This is a genomic window from Bacillus sp. FSL R5-0439 (assembly GCF_038008805.1).
Taxonomy (GTDB): domain Bacteria; phylum Bacillota; class Bacilli; order Bacillales; family Bacillaceae; genus Bacillus; species Bacillus safensis.
Window position 1 is genome coordinate 565,565 of sequence record NZ_JBBOZW010000001.1, and the last position, 18,859, is coordinate 584,423.

Sequence of the window (18,859 nt, forward strand, 5' to 3'; positions counted from 1 at the left end):
CAAGCATATTTGGAGCACTTAAAATGCGTAATAAATCAGGTAAAAACAACCTATACATTAAATATTTTTTTGCTGTAGTAAAGACATATATTAAAATATGAAAACCACTCAGAATAAAACCTGAGTGGTCTTTGTTCGTTTAAATGTCATTAAAATCTAATCCAAGATTCTTTTTCAATTGAATCTCTAAGTAATCTCTTTTTAAAAATTTACCGTTTCGAAATTCTGGAGAAAAGATTTTAGGATTGAACAACTCTAGCCCGTTTTCAATCCAATGTTTTCTCCATATGATATGGGACTTTTCAACAATTTCTTGGTCTGTTAACCCCTCATGATCAAATTCATCACAATCAAAATCATCTACTCCAAACTCAAAACCGCAACATGGACAAATTTCGTTACTACCTGCAAAATCGGAATAGTAAGGTCTTTCTTCTAATTCATTATAGCCGCAAATTAAACAAACGTTTTTATTCATTTCTACTGGTCCTTCCAATAATTAATTCCTCTTTTAGGTTTGAAAAAAGTGATAATGACATCTTTATCTTTTTGTTTCTCTACAGATAAAAATTCATTTGTTTTTTTATTATATTTATAATAACGGTGTTTACCATTAAACTTTTTCTTGCTTTTCTTTTCTAAAATATTGTTGCTCTTACTTGCTCCTAATAGTTTGCGTGCTTTATTTAAATACTCAGATTTTGTAATGTTACCAAATTCTTTTTTGTGTTTCTTATAATGATAGTCTAGCCGCGACATACTCACTTTTTTGACTGCGTTTGAAGTAGTGGTTTTCTTACCATGTTTTTTAACAGCATTTTTAACAGCAGTTTTACCAAACTTCTTTATTGCTTGGTTAATTCCAACACGAGCAATATAGATTGCTACGACTACTAAAGGATACCATGATGCTTGAATTTGTGAGTCACTTACTGTGTACTCTTCACCAGTTTCAATATCCACTAATAAGAGATGAGGTTCGCTTTTTTCAGCAACATCAATATCTGCTATTTCAAAATTATATTTTACAGTCTCTTTTGTGTCTTCATCAACAATTTCAGCTTCAACCATTGGTAATTGTTCTGATTCTTGAGATAAAATCACTTTACTGTTGATCAATAAATTTTCGTTTTCAACACTTACTTCAAGTTCCTGTTCATTATTCGTGTTTTTAATGACCTCTGTACTATGCAATTCCCCCGTGTTTGGTAGAGTGTTAATATCATTTGAATTAATTTCATCATGTTCATTTGAATTCATGGTCGCATTAGAAATGCTAGGTCCAATAATTGAAAATATCATTACTAAACTTATTACTTTAATAATATTCTTAAACATCATAAACTCCTAATTCTTATTTAATAATAGGCCATAACCATATGTTGAATCTCGTTCGTCATTATTCAGCGTTTGAGTTTTTTGTTTTAATCTGTGAAGAATATCTTTAAAAGATAGCGAAAAGTCATCTGGTATTAGCTTGGAAATATACCCTGTAGCATTTGCTGTAGCAAAAGAAGTACCGCTTAAAACTTTAACTTCAGCCAATTTTTTTATTTTCACTGTTTCTACATCGACACCAAGAGAAACAAAGTCGATTTTTCCTTTAGCTGCAAATTTATATATCTTATTTTTAGAATCAACAGCAGAAATAGAAATCACGTTATTATAACGAGCAGGATAATCACTTTTTAAACCAAATTTATTACCTGCAGCAGCTATAATTAAAATATTATGACTAACGACTTCGTCAATCTTTTTTTGTAGTTTTACATTATTCTCAGAAAGACCAAAACTCATATTGATGAGATTCACTTTGTTGTCAATACACCAATCTAAAGCTTTGATTAAAGTTTCTACACTTGTGTTTCCATTCTCGTCTAAAATATTTCCATCATAAAAATCTATGTTCTCATTGTTTTTATTAATAATTTCAGCAATAGCAGAACCATGTCCGAAAGAATCCATCACTGTTTTCTTATTATCAAAGCGCTTTATCACAGAAACATCAACATGATTTACGTCAATACCGCTATCAATGACTGCTATTTTAATGTTGTGATCATTTTTAGGTATGTAAATGAAAACAATAGTGATTATTATGAACAAGAAAAGAAAAATAAACTTTATTTTCATATTCCCTCCTTTATAGTATATTCTACTCACGTAAATATATTTTTCCATATGTAAATAATTTTGTTAAGGTAAAATTAAGGTTAAATGGGTTATTTTTATAATTTAGTTTTATGTTTTAAAGTAATTCATTAAAAATATAAGGAGTATTCCCAGTATTTGGTTCTATATCTTTAGCCTCATGTCGATGAATGAAGGTATGGTATAAAGTAAAGTCTATAGAAAGAGATTTAGCCATGAAATCCATCAAATGAGGAAAAGAGATGATCCAATGAACATGACAAAATGGTTAGGTGCTGTCCTTCTTTCTGTTTTATTACTAGTGACAGCAGCTTGTGCGAACACAGGCACTCAAGAGAATAGTCAAAGCGAAAAAGAAAACGTATCCAGTGAAACAAAAGAGAAAAACAATGCGGTTGAAACAGGGAATAAGTCCTTATCAAATATTAAGGTATTAGCCACAGGCGGGACGATTGCTGGCAGTTCAGACAGTGATACAGATACGACGGGCTATAAATCTGGTGCACTTGGCATCGATAAAGTCATTGCTTCAGTTCCACAGCTGAAGGATATTGCAAATGTCACTGGTGAGCAGGTTGCGAATGTTGGAAGTGAAAATGTTGATGACGCTCTTCTTTTAAAATTAGCCAAACGAGTCAATGAGCTATTAAAAGATGATCAAGTGGATGGCATTGTCATCACGCATGGAACAGATACACTTGAAGAAACAGCTTACTTTTTAAATCTGGTGGTCAAAAGTGATAAGCCTGTTGTGGTTGTTGGCTCAATGAGACCAGCATCGGCTATCAGTGCAGATGGCCCGCTTAACTTGTATCAGGCGGTGAAAATTGCATCCACCAAAGAAGCGAAGGGCAAAGGGGTCATGGTCACATTAAATGATCGAATTGCATCAGCTCGTTTTGTTACGAAAACAAACACAACCACAACTGATGCCTTCAAGTCACTTGAGCAAGGATACATCGGAGTAGTTACTGGTGAAGTGGTGTCCTTTTATAACGAACCGACAAGAAAACATACAACTGAAAGCGATTTTGATGTATCGAAGATAAAAGAATTGCCACAAGTTGATATTTTATACGGCTATCAAAATGATCAAAAATATATGTATGATGCTGCAGTAAAAGCAGGAGCAAAAGGGATTGTTGTAGCCGCAGCAGGAAATGGAACGATGTCAACAGAAGCCATCAAAGGAGCAACAGATGCAGTGAAAAAAGATGTGGTTCTCGTGCGATCAAGCCGTACGGGTAATGGAATTGTCACCCATGAAAAAACGGATGATGAACATCACTTTGTGTCGTCTGATTCATTAAACCCGCAAAAAGCACGTATTCTGCTCATGCTGGCACTGACGAAGACAAAGGATCCAGATAAAGTACAGAGGTATTATGAACAATATTAATGAAGAAAAAGACCCGAGTCATATTGGGTCTTTTTTTATGCATGTTTCTGATGTTCAGCACGCTCCTTTAAAGAGCGTAAAATATCTCGCCAAATATCGTCTACATCAGTAAGAAAGTGCCCTGCTTGATCTATATAATGCGTTTTGACGTTTGGAATCGCCCGAGCTATTTTTTCTATTTCTACAAATGGAGCCATCGTGTCTTCTTTTCCATGCCAGACATCAACAGGGATTTGAATATCTTTCATATCGAATGCCCATGGTTTCGAAAGTAAAATGGGTTCACGAATACACTCATCCACCGATTGACGAGTCGCTTCGTGTAAATGTGTCATCATCATTTCTAACTGCTCATCGGTTTGAAGGAATTGCCGATCCCACGGATGTAAGTGCTTGTTCCCATTTTTGGCCAGCTTCTTAAATTTCTCTGGTTTGTTCTCAATCATTTTTTTCTGGGAACGATAGCTTGCTTTCAATAGCCAAGGAAACCTCTTACTAAGGAAAAAGGCTAATTTATTTTCTTTCAGCATGCTTTTCGGCGGTTTTCCGCCCTGAAAAGGGGTTGTACTGGAGATCAGAGCGGCAGAAAGAACGCGATCCGGCAATTGATAGGCACAACCAGCAGCGAATGCCCCGCCTCCAGATACACCCAGCACTGAAAAATGTTGAATGCCAAGATCATCTGCCACTTCCTGCACGTCTTTTGCCCAGTCTAAAATTGTGCGGTCAGGTAGAGGGGTGGATAAACCAAATCCAGGTCGATCCAAACAGATGAGACGAATGCCGAGCTTTTGAGAGATTGGATCATCATCTAAAAACATCACTCTTGATCCAGGTGTTTCATGAAAAAAGAAAATTGGAAACCCCTCAAGATCACCGTATTGAATCAAACCGATGTGCCGGCTATCTTGTAAATGAATGCTTCTCATATTTTCAACCCCTTAATAGTTTAGTTAACTTAAATGTTGGGGAGAGAAACACCGTATTAAGGCGCTTCTTTCGCAATCTGATAGATTTTTTCGTATAGAGATAGTAATGTTTTTAAATCTTCTTTTGGAAGCTTTGCATAGTATTTTTGAATTAGATGCAATTGAATGTCTTCTGTATTCTTGTGATAGTCATGGCCCTTTTGAGCACAATCAACAATGATTTCTCTTCGGTTATGCGGATTAATTTCTCGTGTGACATAGCCGAGCTGCTCAAGCCTTGATACAAGCTGGCTAGCTGCACTGGCAGAAATCGAAAAGTAATCAGCTAATTCATTGATCGTTCTCGTTTTCGTACGCAGCAACTCAAGCGTCAGCTCTTGTTTGGCTGATAAATCTGCATACTCATGTTTTAAAAATCGCTGATACTCTTCTACATAAATTGAGCCTAGAGCATTCGAGTATTCTATGATTTTTTTACTGTAATGAATAATTTCCTCATCCAATGACATCACCTCTATTCTATTATAGGCAATTTTTATATTTAAGTGAAGTTAAATATAAAGTGAAATTAAATGAATGATGAACACGTAGTAGGTCAAGGCAGTCATGAAAAGGCCGCAGAAGAAAGATGCGTATAAGTCCTTTTTAGTGATAACGCAGATGACTGTTTTGTTTGTTTTCACATGAATTACGCATTATGAATCGATGCCTTTTTCATTGTATTATGAGGAAAATCCATTTATAATGAAAAAATAAACCAACTGGTCGGTTTTATTTTTTCACATTAAGAAATGTAGGGTAGAAAGGGATTGTGACACATGACAAGTACACAAAGCGGGGCTGGAAAGAGTGAGAAGACGAAGCAAAAAATCGTCACCGCTTCTCGTGATTTATTCGCGAAAAAAGGTTATTCAGAAACATCCGTACGCGATATTTTAGAGGCTGCTGAGGTGAGTAAAGGTAATCTCTATCATCATTTCAAAGGAAAAGAGTTTTTGTTTCTTCATATTATGGAAGAGGATCATCGTGTGATGATGGAAACGTGGCATGAGGAAAAGAAAACACTGAACCGAGCTATTGAAAAGCTTGCCGGATTTGCAGAGCTGCTCAGTCAAATGGGGATTAACTACCCATTAATGAGAGCGAGTGAGGAATTTTGTGCCAGCGCCTTTACATCAGATGAAGTCATGGAACGGCTGAACAAGATTGATGTCGATTTTGATGATGTGATGAGAGATATCTTACTTGAGGGAAATGAAGATGGCAGCTGGTCGATCCAGCATGTGGAGTCAAAAGTGAAAATATTACTTTCCGTTTTTTATGGATTAGACGTGTTATATAAAAATGACACCATTGAGCAGAAGAAAGAGTTACAAAAAGAGGCGATCTCATTGTTTATTCACGGAATCAACCATCATGAGTAACAAGTGAGTCAGTAAAGGGGAAACAAACATCATGCAAAAACCGATTCGTGAGCAAAAAGCTGTACTCGTTATTTTATTGAGTAATATTTTTATTGCGTTTTTAGGCATTGGTCTCATTATTCCTGTCATGCCGCTATTCATGAATGTGATGCATCTAACAGGAAGTACGATGGGATACCTTGTGGCGGCGTTTGCCGTTGCTCAGCTCATCGCATCACCGATTGCAGGTAGATGGGTAGACCGCTACGGAAGAAAGATAATGATTGTGTCTGGGCTGTTCCTCTTCGCGTTATCGGAACTCGTTTTTGGTCTTGGAACACACGTGTATGTTCTGTATGTTGCAAGGCTTCTAGGCGGAATTAGTGCGGCATTTATCATGCCGGCTGTCACTGCGTATGTCGCAGATATTACGACCGTTCAAGAAAGATCAAAGGCGATGGGCTATGTTTCTGCGGCCATTAGTACTGGTTTTATCATTGGCCCGGGAATTGGCGGGTTTATTGCAGAATACGGCGTACGCCTGCCATTCTTCTTTGCAGCAGGGATTGCGTTTATTGCCGTCATTTCGTCTATGTTTATGCTGAAGGAGCCTTTAACAAAAGAAGAGCGAGAGAAGCAAATGATTGAAGTGAAAGAATCGACTTTCTTTAAAGATTTGAAAAAATCGATTCATCCTAGCTACCTCATAGCCTTTATCATTGTATTTGTCCTCGCATTTGGACTATCTGCATATGAAACAGTCTTTAGCTTGTTCACAAATCATAAGTTTGGATTTGGTCCAAAAGATATAGCCGTGATTATTACCGTCAGCTCAATTGTGGCAGTCATCATCCAAGTACTTGTGTTTGGTAAACTGGTAAATACCCTAGGAGAAAAAAGAGTCATTCAGCTATGTCTGATTATCGGGGCTGTCCTTGCTTTCGTTTCAACCGTTGTGTCAGGCTTTTTGGTTGTATTGATTGTCACATGTGTCATTTTCCTTGCGTTTGATTTATTGCGTCCAGCATTAACCACCTTCTTATCCAAAATCGCTGGCAATCAGCAAGGATTTGTCGCAGGAATGAACTCTACCTACACAAGCCTAGGTACGATTTTCGGGCCGGCACTTGGCGGCATCTTATTCGACCAAAATATTCACTTCCCATTTCTATTCGCAGGTGTTGTCTTATTTCTTGGATTAGGCTTAACCCTGATTTGGAAGGGAAAAGTGACAGAAGAGGCAACGGCAGAATAATGAGAGACCTTTTAAATAAGGTCTCTTTTTTTAAATTGCGCCATTGATGCAGAAGATTGCTTTTGCTGAAAAGAGTCCTGTATGTCAGCAGCTTTTTCTTTATAATGGAAGGAAAGGAGGAAAAATCGTGCATCTCTTGGAACGGAAAAAGATACCATCAATGAAAAAAGGAATTAAGCAGATCGATCCGGCATATCCAGTGTTTGTAGATGCAGTCATGGATGGCGTCATACAAGGGCATCTTTATGTAGATGATGAAGCGCATCCGCTTGTATATTTTCTCGAAGCTTCATGCGGCATTTATTATGTGGCAGGAAGGAGTGAAGCGGAGCTGTTACGCTGTTCAGCCTTCATTGTGGATGTGTACGAAAGGCAGAAAAGACAAAATGCCCGATTCACCATATTTTCAGCAAACCCATTAACAGATGCATTGATGAAAAAATGTCTTGGGTTATATCTGAATGAAATGGAAAGACATGCGTACGTTTATTCACAGGCACATTCTCATATCTCTGCACCTTATCCAGGCTATAGAGTAGAGCGGACAAATGAGCAGGTGATGACTGCAAGCAGGGCTTTTCCTCCTAGCTATTACGAAGCCTATTGGGGAGAAACAGCTCGCTTTCTATCAAAGGGAATCGGGATTGCCATTTTAGATGGAGAGAACGTGGTGAGTGAGTGTGTCTCTATTTTTTCAAGTGAGGATCGTGCAGAGATAGATATTTGGACAGATGAGACTTATCGAGGAAAAGGTTTGGCGCTGCTGGCAGCTCAGCATATGCTTAGCATCTGTCATGAAAAAAAGAGGACACCGCATTGGGATTGCGATGTCCATCACCAAGCTTCAATCAAACTAGCAGAGAAGTTAGGCTTCCGGAGGATCAAAACCTATCGATTGTTTTATGGTTCATGATGAGAAGGTCTTGAGATACCAAGCATCCATTGCAGAATGCTCGGAGCCTTCAAGCGGTTCTGAAAGAAGAGAAAAGCCATATCGCTGATAAAGGCCTATAGCCGCTGTTAATTCTCGGCGGGTTTCTAAATAACACGCTTCGTAGTATGTAGAGGCATATTCCAGCGCCGTATCCATCAGTTTTTTGCCCGCACCTTTTCCTTGTGCTTTTGGACTTAAATAAAGCTTTTGTAATTCACATACTCCATTTGTGAATGGAGCAATCCCTACACCACCCACAATCTCACCATGCTCTTCAGCAATCCAATAGGCTGCATGAGTCAATGATTGATAATATTCGAAAAGCTGGTCAAGTTGGGGGTCAGTGTAGGCTGTTCCTTCAATTGCTAGATTCGCTGATTCTAGTGACTGGCGGATAATCGCTGCGATATAAGGATTGTCTTTTTGCTCGATGGGTCTAATGTTCATTTGAAGTACCTCCGTTGTCATGGGATCAAAAAGAGAAAGGGAGTTGATATCATATGTTCTGGCTGCAAACAGCTATTTTTACAATCGTTATTTTGTGTCTCTCATGGTGGGCAGGGAAAAGAAGCCGGCAGCGTCATGCGGGGTTCATTGTCCCTATATGCTTGATTTTATTTGGTTTGGTTTTATTGATTGTCAGTCTCTTTATTGGTAGATGGGAAGGCATGGCGCTCAGTCTATCAAGCGTCTCTATCGTTCTCTCTTCCATCATTTGTTTAATCATCGTCACTGGGATTCAATTTTTTAAAAAAGATGACCCTTCTTAAGCAGGAGCATCTGTATTCATCATGTTTTTATATTCTTCACGAAGGATGCCCATGATGATGACATCTGAGTATGTACCGTTGAAATAGAGCGCTTGGCGTCTTTTTCCTTCATATTGAAATCCGGCTTTCTCATAGCTTCGAAAGGCTCTTGGATTGTGGGAAAAGACTTCAAGCTCAAGACGGTTGAGTTCTAATGTGTCAAAGGCAAATGCTTGAACCATCCGAACAGCTTCAGTGCCATAGCCCTTTTGAAAATGCTCCGGCCCGTGAAGCGCAATGCGGAAGCTTGCCGTATGATTGATTGGATCAATGTCCACAATCGCCGCATCTCCAATCATCTCTTTCGTATCCAGCAGACAAATGGCGAAATCTCGTCTGCTGTCATCCTGCAAAAAACGGGTATAGGCGGATCGAATTTCTTCTAGTGTGAACGTTTTTCGTGTGCCAGTCATATGAAGTGTTTCTGCATGCTGGCACCCTCTTTGAATACCAGGATAATCTTGCTCTTCAATCGGTCTCAAAAATATACGAGTCATGACGGATCACCCTCCTCTATATATCGAGAGATTTCAATTAAATTCAGATCAGGATCACGGATGTAAACAGATTCAATTGGACCTAATGTACCGGTGCGTATGACCGGCCCCTCTTCAATGGGGATCACTTGCTTCCGGAGGTGCAGCAGCAAACTGTCCATGTCTAAATCGGTGATAAAGCACAAATCATGAGATCCAGGAAGAGGATGAGCCGCTTTTGGCTCAAATTCATGACCAGCTTCATGAAGGTTGATCTTCTGTAAACCAAAACGAAGCGCTTTACGGTCTTCACCAAAAGTTTCTTCCTTCATTCCTAATACGTTTGTATAAAAGCGAATGGTGTCCTCCATATGTTGTACAGTCAACACGATATGATCAAGTCGTCGTATCATCAGTCTCTCCTCCAAGTATGATCATTGATTGAACTGACTCTATTATATCATCACCTGATGAGGATACCTTATTTAATCACGGTTTTATAGCTCCAGCTTTCCAAGGATATTTCCTTTCCGCGCAATACCCTTTCATCAAACTCCATCCAGCCATTTTTCCGGTAGAAATGACGATTGGCCTCGTTGTGTGTAATCAGTGTGAACAGCCCGCCGCCTTGCCGGGCGATAAAGGGAAAAAGGCATTGCTTTAACATGCGGCTTCCGAGTTTTTTTCCTTGCTGGTTTTTTGCCACGACAAGTGCTTCTAAATACCAGTAAGGCTGCTTTAAGGAAGAACACGCTTTTTTCGCCTCCTTTAAAACACGGAACACATGCTGAATGGCCGAAATACCGCCAGTGAAGAGCAGCTTTAACCCACCTGACAATACATAATTCATGACGCCTGGTTCAGGAAGATGCGGATGCTTTAAAAGGGCAGCAGACACAACCTTCTCGTTCTCAACCCCGACAAAACAGATTTGATGCTGAAAATACACCTTTGTATTGACCAAATGCAGCTGACGAGCGAAAGCAGAGCGCTTTGAGACCTTTTCACATAATAAGTCAAAAAATGAATAGTCCTGAAACGAATCATCTAACAACTCTGCCACTTGAGGCAGTTCATCCTCTCTGGCAAGTCTGAAATGAAGCATATGATGGCCTCCTTTTTTGAACAGATATATATTATTGAACATGTGTTGATTATAATAAGAAGTAAAGAGATCGAACATCGGCAATGGATGATAACCTGTTCATAATTAGACAGTTAACGCCTGATTGTTCAAAAACGGAGGGGATTTCATGAAGGACAGACGAACAATCAAAACAAAAAGAGCCATTCGGGAAAGCTTCCTTGAGCTGTTAAAGGAAAAGGAAGTCCAGCAGATTACGGTATCAGAGCTATCAAGGAAAGCGGATTTAGGCAGGGGAACCTTTTATTTGCACTATCAAGATGTGTTTGATTTATATGAACAGCTTGAGAAAGAACTATTCGATCAGCTCGGGGGATTATATGATGAAACCTTTCCAAGTCAGGATCCTCTTGATATGCTTTCCTTTTTAAACAAAACGACTGAATACTTGAAAGAGAATCAATATATGTTGACGTTATTTGTAAAACCAAATGGCCCAACGACCAATCAATTCAAAGCCTTTTTCAAAGAAAAAATCATGAAAGAGTGGCAGCTTGATCAGCGTCCTATTACAGAGAATGAACAAATAGAGGCCTCTTTTGTCGTGTCTGGTGTCGTGGGGGTGCTAGAGGAATGGATTCATGAAGAAATGACCATTGATGCCGGCAAGCTCGCGCATAAATTATACGAGCTTCTCGTCAAGGTGGAACAGGAATCGTAAAAAGGGAGAAAGTTATGTAGCCTTTGTCTTTCCTTTTTGATAAAATAGAATATATGTTCTTATTTGAAGTAAGGGAGTGGTGGGATTGAGTGAGAAAAGGAAACTGCTTTTTTATGGGGCGATGAGTATCGATGGATATTTAGCGAGAGAGGATCACCGGCTCGATTGGCTAATAGGGACAGAGGGCGAAGATGAAACGAGCTACGACACCTTTTATGCGTCAGTCGATACACTGATCATGGGGCGCAATACATATGAACAAGTTCTTCAGCTGTCACCAGATGAGTTTCCTTATGAGGGAAAGACATGTTATATCATGTCACGTACGTTACAAGACAGTCTGGAAGGAACCCATATCATTCGCGAAGATGTCTTATCATTTGTGAAAAAATTAAAGAATGAAACAGGCCGGAATATTTGGATTGTCGGCGGCGGGGGACTGCTTCAATCTTTCATAAAAGAAAGATTGGTGGATGAGCTTTTTCTTCAAATCGTACCTGTCATCATTGGAAGAGGAATTCCTCTCTTTTCGCCAGCGGATCTGGAATCCAAGTTTTCATTACAGGAAGTACATCAATATAAACAAATTGCTGAAATGCATTTCACCTTAAAAGAAGAGGACCACTGAACCAAGGTGGTCTTTTTTTCATGAAACAAACTCATTGACAAGAAAATATCCTAGTGTTAGGATAAATTTATCCTAGTTTTAGGATTTCTTGAAAAAGGAGTAGTTGCCATGGTGCAGCATGATCATGAATTAGATTTAAGGCTATTCCGCATATGGATGAAAGCCTATCAAGCCCTTTTTACAAATATCCAAAAAGACATTGAACGTTATGATATCGGATTTGAAAACTTTCAGATCCTTGAATTGCTCTACAGTAAAGGACCTCAGCCTGTTCAAAAAATCAGCGACATCTTGTCAATCCCAAGTGGCAGCATGACATATGTCGTGAACAAACTAGAAAAACAAGAACTGGTGAAAAGGCAATGTGCGCCTTCAGATAAGCGGGTATTCCATGTACAGCTTACGGAAAAAGGGAAGCAATTGTTTGACGACATTTTCCCTAAACACACAGAGGTCATTTCGCAAAATCTATCCTTTATTGAAAAAGAAGAAAAAGAGCAGCTCATTGAATTACTAAAAAAAATCGGTTTAGGTGCAAAACAACTTCGCGAAAAGGGGAAACAAGATGACACTCAGCTTTGATACATTGGTACGTGAAAGACGATCCGCATCAAATTTTTTGCCAAATATCTCAATTTCGAGAGAAGAGCTTAACAGCATATTTGAAGAGGTCAAGCTCGCACCATCTGCTTTTAACTTACAGCACACTCAATATGTTGTTGTCCAAACAGAAGAGCTGAAAGAACAAGTAAGAGAAGCGGCATTTGGACAATATAAAGTGCACTCTGCTTCAGCAGCGGTCATCGTACTTGGAGATCCAAACGCTTATGAGCACGCAGGGGATATATATGAAGGCCTGAAAATGCTAGGCATTTTAAATACGCAGCAATATGAAGAAATGGTCAGAGAGACCATGAGCTTTTATGAGCAGAGAGGGGCAGATTTCCAGAAGGAAGAGGCGATCCGCAATGCTTCCTTATCTGCCATGCTGTTCATGCTTGCCGCTAAAAATAAAGGCTGGGATACTTGCCCGATGATCGGTTTTGATCCCGAAGCAATGAAAAAGGTATTAAACATTCAATCAGATTTGGTTCCTGTGTTAATGATTACACTTGGAAAAGAAAAAGTAGAGAGCAGACAAGCGAGAGGTTATAGAAAGCCAGTTTCTGAATTTGTGACATATTTATAAGATAGGGGGTTCCAATCATGGAACTAGGAATTAGTACATTTGTCGAAACAACACCTGATTTTCAAACAGGAAAAACAGTCAGTCATGCACAGCGTATTCGAGAAGTAGTAGAAGAAATTATTTTAGCAGATCAAGTCGGTCTCGATGTATTTGGCGTAGGTGAGCATCACCGTGAGGATTTCGCCGCATCGAATCCAGCTGTCGTCTTAGCGGCTGCAGCAACACAAACAAAAAATATTCGTCTGACAAGTGCAGTGACAGTCCTTTCATCAGCAGATCCTGTACGTGTATTTCAGGATTTTGCAACGCTAGATGGACTATCAAACGGACGTGCAGAAATTATGGCAGGCCGTGGTTCATTTATTGAATCATTCCCGCTCTTTGGCTATGACCTTGATGACTATGAAGAATTATTTGAAGAAAAGCTTGATTTGCTGTTGAAGTTGCAGCAGTCAGAGCGTGTTACATGGAGCGGCAAGCATCGCCCAGCCATTCAGGATGTTGGGGTATACCCAAGACCTGTTCAAGATCCGCTTCCGATCTGGATCGGCAGTGGAGGAAACCGTGAATCCGTCGTACGTGCTGGATTATTAGGATTACCGCTTGTACTTGCCATCATTGGCGGAAGTCCAAGACAGTTCGCACCGCTCGTTCAGCTGTACAAGCAAGCGGCAGTGCACGCTGGGCATGACCCTGAAAAATTAACTGTAGCATCACATTCTCATGGATTTGTTGCGGCAGAAACAGAGCTGGCAGCAGATCAATTTTTCCCATCCACACAGCATGTGATGAACACATTAGCGAGAGAGCGAGGCTGGGGACCTTATACTCGTTCTACGTTTGACGCAGCGAGAACTTTAGAAGGTGCGCTGTATGTAGGAGATCCAGATACCGTGGCAGAGAAAGTCATTCATCTTAGAAAAAATGTAGGCATCACACGTTTTATGCTTCATGTACCGGTTGGTTCAATGCCGCATGATCAAGTGCTAAAAGCCATTGAGCTATTTGGAAAAGAAGTGGCTCCTAAAGTAAGAGAAGAGGTTGCCCGCTGGGAAGCAGAGCAAAAATAAATAAAAAGGCCGATCAAGTGAATAGGCTTGATCGGCCTTTTCTTATGCTTAAGGATCAGTGATACATGGTTTTACTGTAGGGCATTTGGCAGCAGAAGCAATTGGTGTGATCGCCAAGGTGAAGAGGAAAACAAGTTGAAAACAGATGAGCCATTTTTTCATGAAATCACCTCCGTTCACAATTGTTTCACTAGGTTGAGATGAGGATAAAAGCATAGAAGTATGTAACACACTCTATCCAGTATAAGACAATGATATCATAATTTTCAAAAAAATGAAAAAATAAACTTACGAAAGTTCTAAATTATGGTATAGTTTATACGTTCAACAAAAAAAGGGAGGGATTTTTTTATGAAAAAGGTCATGTCTTCTGTTTTGGTTGGAGCAATTGTCTTAACGGGTGCTGGGGTCACAACTGCTCCAGTGGAAGCAAAGGAGCAAACAAACAGTGAAATAACGGCTCAGGCCAGTCGAACTGTTTCAGTAACAAGAACATATACGACCTCAAACATCCCAGACAGTATTGTATATGCAGAGGATGGCTGGGTCGGTATTTTAGAACAAACCTCTATTAAAGAATTAGGATTAGGAAAATATAGTGTCACATTTACTGGCACAGTGGTACGCGATCCGGGATTTAATTAAATAAAACACAAAGCTGACAGGTGGACAAGCCTGTCAGCTTTTTTCTTGAGGATAATAAAGAATCATTTGCATCCGTACCATTTGTTCTCCGGATTGTTTATACGTGTGCGTCCGGTCCGCTTTAAAACGAATTGAGTCTCCGGCTTTTAAGGTGTATTGTTCATCACCAATGGATAAATCAAGGACTCCCTCAAAAACAGTGATCAATTCCTCCGTTCCCCCAATGTGTTCAGTCGCACGAAGTGATCCGCCTTGGTCAATTTCTACTCGGTACATTTCAAATTTCCCCCGGTCATCGAAAGGAAACGTCGTGTACACACGATAACGACCGTCGTCCTCCGTTAAAACCTGCGCATCCTCCTTGCGTACCACTTTGATTTCAGGCTGTGGTGCGTAAATGAGCTCACTAAAAGATACTTTTAATCCGTTGGCGATTTTCCACAAAGTCGTGATGGTAGGGGTTGATTCTCCTCTTTCAATTTGTCCAATCATCGTCTTGCTGACACCAGTTAATTCTGCCATCTTTTCGAGGCTTAATTTTTTTTGATCTCTAAGAAGCCTCACGTTTTTAGAAATAATCGATTGTACGTCTTCCATGAAAAAAGCTCCTTTCTCTATTTACTTTATAAAGACCGAACGTTACAATAAAACGTAATATACGCAATAAAGTAATTAAAGTCTAAATAACGTATAAGGGAGGCGGCATCTTGATTGTATCTATGTTGATCTATGCTTTTGTTAGCAGCTTTACCCCAGGGCCAAACAACATCATGGCCATGGTCTTTACGAATAAATATGGGGTCAAGCAAACATTTCGCTTTTGTTTAGGTGTGGGTATCGGATTTCTCGTTATTTTGTGTTTGAGCTGCTTCTTTAATATCATTCTTTATCAAGTGATGCCGAAAATAGGCTGGGTCATGGCGTTCATCGGAGCCGCATACATGATTTATTTAGCGGTCAAAATCATGAAAAGTAAAGGCGGTGATGACGAAACACTTGATCGCTACAATCATTTTATCCCTGGTATGATGCTGCAATTTATCAACCCAAAAGCGATCTTGTATGGATTGACTGTGATTTCAACATTTGTTTTGCCATATGGACAATCTAATATGCAGTATGTCATATTGACGCTGATTCTCGCACTTATTGGCTTTCTCGGTACATTCAGCTGGAGCTTATTTGGCTCTTTGTATAAGCGCTTTTTGACTGCTTATGAAAGACCGTTCCAGTATGTGATGGGGGTGCTTCTAATTTACAGTGCGGTTTCAATGGTATGGGGCTACGTTATGTAAGTGGTCAGGAACTTGGCCGCTGCCTGCCCATCACAACAGTATCATAATATAATCCGTCACTCAGCCGTTTATCTTTTTTTAATACACCTTCAATCAAAAAGCCATGGTTCTCATATAACCGAATGGCTTTTTTGTTCGTTTCAAGCACATGAAGAGAGATCTTCTGAATGCCCTGCTGATCTGCCCAGTCAATTGAGGCGGCTAAAAGCTCTTTCCCAATGTGATAGCCCCAAGCATCTTTCTGGATGGCGACGCCAAATGTCACTTTGTGAGCAGAGCGCTTGAGTGAATGGCCCTCGCATCTTGAAAAACCGACAATCTTTCCTTCAATAGCAGCGACCAGAAATAAATGCCGGCTTTGCTTGGTATCCTCTTGAATCAAAGCCTCAAATGCTTTTTCATCAAGAAAGGCTTCGCCTTGTTCACGGTCTAAATATTCTGTTTCACCGTCGATTTTCAGTCTGAGAGCTGATAACTGTTTGGCATCGGCCATTGAAGCGGACCGAATATGATAGGTCAAGTCACGAACGGTGAATATTTTTTCAGAGATGATCATTGATGAACACCCACCCTTCTTTCCAGTATGTCTATCATACCTGAAACGTGTACATCGCACACTCAGATGTTTTGTATCTTTCAAAAAGGCTAAATGAATAGTATCAAACTTGGAGGTGGAACAAATGAGTGAAGAAAAAGGACATATGGATAAAGCGAAAGGAAAAACAAATCAAGTCAAAGGTCAAGTCAAGGAAAAGCTTGGGGAAGCAACGGATCATCAAAACCTGAAAGCAGAAGGGAAAAAGGATCAAGCAAAAGGAAAACTTCAAGATAAAAAAGGCGATGTCAAAAATAAACTGAACGAGTAGATCCGAAACCAGTGCGTTGCTCCATGTATTCATCGTCACATGTCTTTCATCAAAAAAATGAATAGATGTGTGAAAAGAATTGATTATACGCTCTCACGATCATCATGTAGACTTGAGATAGAAGACATGATTAAGGGAGATGGATGAAATGGAGCACGTGTGGGAGAAAGTTGACGAGTATATCACAGACAAGTTGATTCTTAAAGATGACGTATTGGAGCAAGCCCTTACTCATAATAAGCAAGCAGGTCTGCCAGCAATTGATGTGTCACCAGCCCAAGGGAAAATGCTTTATTTATTAGCAAAAACGAAGAATGCAAAGCGCATTTTAGAGATCGGGACACTCGGTGGATACAGTACTATTTGGCTTGCGCGTGCTCTTGAAGAGGATGGAGAACTCATCACATTAGAGGCTGACAGCCATCATGTACAAATCGCACAGCAAAACATCAGCAGAGCGGGCTTATCGGAACGAGTGAGCATTTTGCAAGGAAAGGCATTAGATACGTTATCTCAGTTAAAAGAGAGGGCTGCGCTTCCATTCGATTTGATTTTCATTGACGCAGATAAACCAAACAATCCGAAATATCTAAAGTGGGCGTTAGATTTCTCTAAAAAGGGAACAGTCATTATTGCAGACAATGTCGTCAGAAATGGAGCAGTCCTTCATGACTCTAGTGGGGATGAACGAGTGCAAGGAACTCGTGAATTTTTTGATTTACTCAAACAAGAACCGAGAATAGAGGCAACAGCGATTCAAACTGTTGGTGAAAAAGGTTATGATGGATTTGTATACGGAATCGTCAAATGAAACAAAGCTTAACCACATGTGGTTAAGCTTTTTCTTTTAGAAAAACCATCTAGCAGTGCCCATCAGCATGACGCCGACAAGAACAGTAAGTGACAAGCTTTTTGTCCAAACAGCGATGAGTACAGTGGGAGTCAAGACAGCAAGATACATCCAATGGATAGTGACGCCTGTGCCTGTTGTTGTATGGATGAAGAGATGCTCTGCAATCAAAGCTGTAAAGATACAAATAGGTATAAACGATAACCATTTCAGCACCACTTCAGGCAGCTGAATACTTCGTACAAATATAAAGGGTACGACTCTTGGAATGATGGTGACGATCATACAACCAACAATGAGCCATAACATAAAGCTGCTGATCATTTATCTGTCACCACCCCAATGGTTGCGACAATCATGGTGGCTAACAGAACAGCCACGTGTGAAGGAACGAAATGAAGCAGAACAAACATGGCAATGACCATATACAAAACAAGTGACAGGCGATGAGTTAACTTATTTTTGGGAACTGTCTGTAACGAAAGGACTAGCAGTGCAGCAAACATCGCTGATAAAGCGAAATCAAGACCAAGTGCTTCAGGATTTGAAATCCAGTGTCCAAAAATGCCGCCAAGTATGCAGGCTGCAATCCAGCATAAATAAGCCGTTATGTTCAGTCCGTGCATCCACCGGTTATTCAGCTTTCCATGCTGAGCTAATTTATTCATGGCTACGCCAAAGGATTCATCAGTCAGCAAGAGACCGAATCCGATATTTTGTTTTAAAGAGTAGCGTGTAAAATGAGGAGCCAGCGTCAGGCTGAGTAATAAATGACGCAGATTCACAATAAATGTAGTGAGAATAATAGCGGAAAGGGGACTTCCCGTGACAAGCAGTGCACAGATAATGAACTGTGAAGCACCTGCATAAATAAAGATTGCTAGAAGTGCAATGTCCCATAAGCTCAACTGTGCACTAATTCCAACAATTCCAAAGGCAAACCCGATACTCATATAACCAAGCAGGGTTGGCACACAATCTTTTATTCCCTCGAGAAATGGTTCATGTTCCGTGCGGGGAATATGTTTCCTTGCTTCAATATCCAACGACCTCTACTCCTTCTCTGCATGACGATCTATAGTTTTAATTACTATATGAAAACGAATTCAGCATGTCAAGACCCGTTTATCTTCTATTATATGAAGAAAAATGGTG

At 39.9% G+C, this 18,859-nt stretch carries 27 protein-coding genes; 14 read left to right on the forward strand and 13 right to left on the reverse strand.

Features of this window, described 5'->3' with window-relative positions; all coding sequences use genetic code 11:
- Positions 1-139: 139 nt before the first annotated feature.
- The 3 genes from NST59_RS02760 to NST59_RS02770 are packed head-to-tail and all read right to left on the reverse strand — an operon-like array spanning position 140 to position 2,133.
- Entirely contained in the window at positions 140-496 is a 357-nt protein-coding gene (locus tag NST59_RS02760) for a hypothetical protein (protein WP_080967148.1), read from the reverse strand.
- Positions 481-1,338 carry an SAR2788 family putative toxin gene (locus NST59_RS02765; RefSeq protein WP_126681967.1) on the reverse strand — a complete coding sequence of 286 codons (858 nt, stop codon included), beginning with the start codon at positions 1,336-1,338 and terminating at the stop codon, positions 481-483. Before NST59_RS02765 ends, NST59_RS02760 begins: the two co-directional genes overlap by 16 nt.
- 9 nt (positions 1,339-1,347) lie before the next feature.
- Positions 1,348-2,133 carry a S8 family peptidase gene (locus tag NST59_RS02770; protein WP_052773102.1) on the reverse strand — a complete coding sequence of 262 codons (786 nt, stop codon included), beginning with the start codon at positions 2,131-2,133 and terminating at the stop codon, positions 1,348-1,350.
- 268 nt (positions 2,134-2,401) lie between these two features.
- Here NST59_RS02770 and NST59_RS02775 point away from each other — a divergent pair, with 268 nt between their 5' ends.
- A complete protein-coding gene (locus NST59_RS02775; protein ID WP_058837402.1) occupies positions 2,402-3,550 on the forward strand; it encodes a type II asparaginase in 1,149 nt (382 codons plus the stop codon).
- A 35-nt stretch (positions 3,551-3,585) separates the two neighbouring features.
- Here NST59_RS02775 and NST59_RS02780 read toward each other — a convergent pair whose 3' ends face one another.
- Both NST59_RS02780 and NST59_RS02785 read right to left on the reverse strand, forming a co-directional pair.
- The gene (locus NST59_RS02780; protein ID WP_341040006.1) at positions 3,586-4,479 is read right to left on the reverse strand and encodes an alpha/beta fold hydrolase; all 894 of its coding nucleotides are present in this window, start codon (positions 4,477-4,479) and stop codon (positions 3,586-3,588) included.
- A 56-nt stretch (positions 4,480-4,535) separates the two neighbouring features.
- Positions 4,536-4,988: a MarR family winged helix-turn-helix transcriptional regulator gene (locus tag NST59_RS02785; RefSeq protein ID WP_039176776.1), complete on the reverse strand. Its 453-nt coding sequence runs from the start codon at positions 4,986-4,988 to the stop codon at positions 4,536-4,538.
- Between the two features lie 309 nt (positions 4,989-5,297).
- On the opposite strand from NST59_RS02785, the gene NST59_RS02790 reads away from it, so the two are divergent.
- From NST59_RS02790 to NST59_RS02800, 3 genes are all read left to right on the forward strand, one after another.
- A complete protein-coding gene (locus NST59_RS02790) occupies positions 5,298-5,903 on the forward strand; it encodes a TetR/AcrR family transcriptional regulator (protein WP_059376099.1) in 606 nt (201 codons plus the stop codon).
- 31 nt (positions 5,904-5,934) lie between these two features.
- A complete protein-coding gene (locus tag NST59_RS02795) occupies positions 5,935-7,137 on the forward strand; it encodes an MFS transporter (RefSeq protein WP_039176781.1) in 1,203 nt (400 codons plus the stop codon).
- A 127-nt stretch (positions 7,138-7,264) separates the two neighbouring features.
- A complete protein-coding gene (locus NST59_RS02800) occupies positions 7,265-8,050 on the forward strand; it encodes a GNAT family N-acetyltransferase (protein ID WP_341040008.1) in 786 nt (261 codons plus the stop codon).
- On the opposite strand, the gene NST59_RS02805 is transcribed toward NST59_RS02800, so the two are convergent.
- Entirely contained in the window at positions 8,045-8,518 is a 474-nt protein-coding gene (locus NST59_RS02805; protein ID WP_039176786.1) for a GNAT family N-acetyltransferase, read from the reverse strand. The two genes, NST59_RS02800 and NST59_RS02805, sit on opposite strands and share 6 nt — an antisense overlap.
- A gap of 53 nt (positions 8,519-8,571) precedes the next feature.
- Between NST59_RS02805 and NST59_RS02810 the strand changes: the two genes are divergently transcribed.
- Positions 8,572-8,841, forward strand: coding sequence for a YesK-like family protein (locus NST59_RS02810; protein ID WP_039176789.1), 270 nt, complete (start codon positions 8,572-8,574; stop codon positions 8,839-8,841).
- Here the strand turns inward: NST59_RS02810 and NST59_RS02815 are convergent.
- The 3 genes from NST59_RS02815 to NST59_RS02825 form a co-directional block, all read right to left on the reverse strand.
- On the reverse strand, positions 8,838-9,377 hold the full coding sequence (locus NST59_RS02815) for a GNAT family N-acetyltransferase (protein ID WP_039176793.1): 540 nt from the start codon (positions 9,375-9,377) through the stop codon (positions 8,838-8,840). The genes NST59_RS02810 and NST59_RS02815 overlap by 4 nt on opposite strands.
- Positions 9,374-9,769 carry a VOC family protein gene (locus tag NST59_RS02820; protein ID WP_126681968.1) on the reverse strand — a complete coding sequence of 132 codons (396 nt, stop codon included), beginning with the start codon at positions 9,767-9,769 and terminating at the stop codon, positions 9,374-9,376. Before NST59_RS02820 ends, NST59_RS02815 begins: the two co-directional genes overlap by 4 nt.
- Positions 9,770-9,837: 68 nt before the next feature.
- Entirely contained in the window at positions 9,838-10,461 is a 624-nt protein-coding gene (locus NST59_RS02825) for a GNAT family N-acetyltransferase (protein WP_126681969.1), read from the reverse strand.
- Between the two features lie 148 nt (positions 10,462-10,609).
- Here NST59_RS02825 and NST59_RS02830 point away from each other — a divergent pair, with 148 nt between their 5' ends.
- From NST59_RS02830 to NST59_RS02855, 6 genes are all read left to right on the forward strand, one after another.
- Positions 10,610-11,161: a TetR/AcrR family transcriptional regulator gene (locus NST59_RS02830; protein ID WP_048240359.1), complete on the forward strand. Its 552-nt coding sequence runs from the start codon at positions 10,610-10,612 to the stop codon at positions 11,159-11,161.
- 85 nt (positions 11,162-11,246) lie between these two features.
- Positions 11,247-11,789, forward strand: a complete 543-nt coding sequence (locus tag NST59_RS02835; protein ID WP_058837410.1) for a dihydrofolate reductase family protein — start codon at positions 11,247-11,249, stop codon at positions 11,787-11,789.
- A gap of 108 nt (positions 11,790-11,897) precedes the next feature.
- The gene (locus NST59_RS02840; protein ID WP_126681970.1) at positions 11,898-12,371 is read left to right on the forward strand and encodes a MarR family winged helix-turn-helix transcriptional regulator; all 474 of its coding nucleotides are present in this window, start codon (positions 11,898-11,900) and stop codon (positions 12,369-12,371) included.
- Positions 12,355-12,978, forward strand: a complete 624-nt coding sequence (locus tag NST59_RS02845; RefSeq protein ID WP_126681971.1) for a nitroreductase family protein — start codon at positions 12,355-12,357, stop codon at positions 12,976-12,978. Before NST59_RS02840 ends, NST59_RS02845 begins: the two co-directional genes overlap by 17 nt.
- A gap of 17 nt (positions 12,979-12,995) precedes the next feature.
- The gene (locus NST59_RS02850; protein WP_111289884.1) at positions 12,996-14,048 is read left to right on the forward strand and encodes an LLM class flavin-dependent oxidoreductase; all 1,053 of its coding nucleotides are present in this window, start codon (positions 12,996-12,998) and stop codon (positions 14,046-14,048) included.
- Positions 14,049-14,399: 351 nt separating this feature from the next.
- Positions 14,400-14,693, forward strand: coding sequence for a hypothetical protein (locus NST59_RS02855; protein WP_039176812.1), 294 nt, complete (start codon positions 14,400-14,402; stop codon positions 14,691-14,693).
- Between the two features lie 33 nt (positions 14,694-14,726).
- Here NST59_RS02855 and NST59_RS02860 read toward each other — a convergent pair whose 3' ends face one another.
- Entirely contained in the window at positions 14,727-15,290 is a 564-nt protein-coding gene (locus NST59_RS02860; RefSeq protein WP_126681973.1) for a helix-turn-helix domain-containing protein, read from the reverse strand.
- 110 nt (positions 15,291-15,400) lie between these two features.
- On the opposite strand from NST59_RS02860, the gene NST59_RS02865 reads away from it, so the two are divergent.
- On the forward strand, positions 15,401-15,988 hold the full coding sequence (locus NST59_RS02865) for a LysE family transporter (RefSeq protein WP_126681974.1): 588 nt from the start codon (positions 15,401-15,403) through the stop codon (positions 15,986-15,988).
- A 4-nt stretch (positions 15,989-15,992) separates the two neighbouring features.
- Here NST59_RS02865 and NST59_RS02870 read toward each other — a convergent pair whose 3' ends face one another.
- Positions 15,993-16,544 carry a GNAT family N-acetyltransferase gene (locus tag NST59_RS02870; protein ID WP_126681975.1) on the reverse strand — a complete coding sequence of 184 codons (552 nt, stop codon included), beginning with the start codon at positions 16,542-16,544 and terminating at the stop codon, positions 15,993-15,995.
- Between the two features lie 124 nt (positions 16,545-16,668).
- Between NST59_RS02870 and NST59_RS02875 the strand changes: the two genes are divergently transcribed.
- Both NST59_RS02875 and NST59_RS02880 read left to right on the forward strand, forming a co-directional pair.
- Positions 16,669-16,854 (forward strand): CsbD family protein, encoded by a 186-nt coding sequence (locus NST59_RS02875; protein WP_034665964.1) that lies wholly within the window; start codon positions 16,669-16,671, stop codon positions 16,852-16,854.
- Positions 16,855-17,002: 148 nt separating this feature from the next.
- Positions 17,003-17,665: an O-methyltransferase gene (locus tag NST59_RS02880; RefSeq protein WP_126681976.1), complete on the forward strand. Its 663-nt coding sequence runs from the start codon at positions 17,003-17,005 to the stop codon at positions 17,663-17,665.
- 36 nt (positions 17,666-17,701) lie between these two features.
- On the opposite strand, the gene NST59_RS02885 is transcribed toward NST59_RS02880, so the two are convergent.
- Together NST59_RS02885 and NST59_RS02890 are read right to left on the reverse strand one after the other, a co-directional pair.
- Entirely contained in the window at positions 17,702-18,028 is a 327-nt protein-coding gene (locus NST59_RS02885; protein ID WP_039176830.1) for an AzlD domain-containing protein, read from the reverse strand.
- Positions 18,025-18,750, reverse strand: a complete 726-nt coding sequence (locus NST59_RS02890) for an AzlC family ABC transporter permease (protein WP_058837422.1) — start codon at positions 18,748-18,750, stop codon at positions 18,025-18,027. The genes NST59_RS02885 and NST59_RS02890 overlap by 4 nt, the downstream gene beginning before the upstream one ends.
- Between the last annotated feature and the right edge of the window lie 109 nt (positions 18,751-18,859).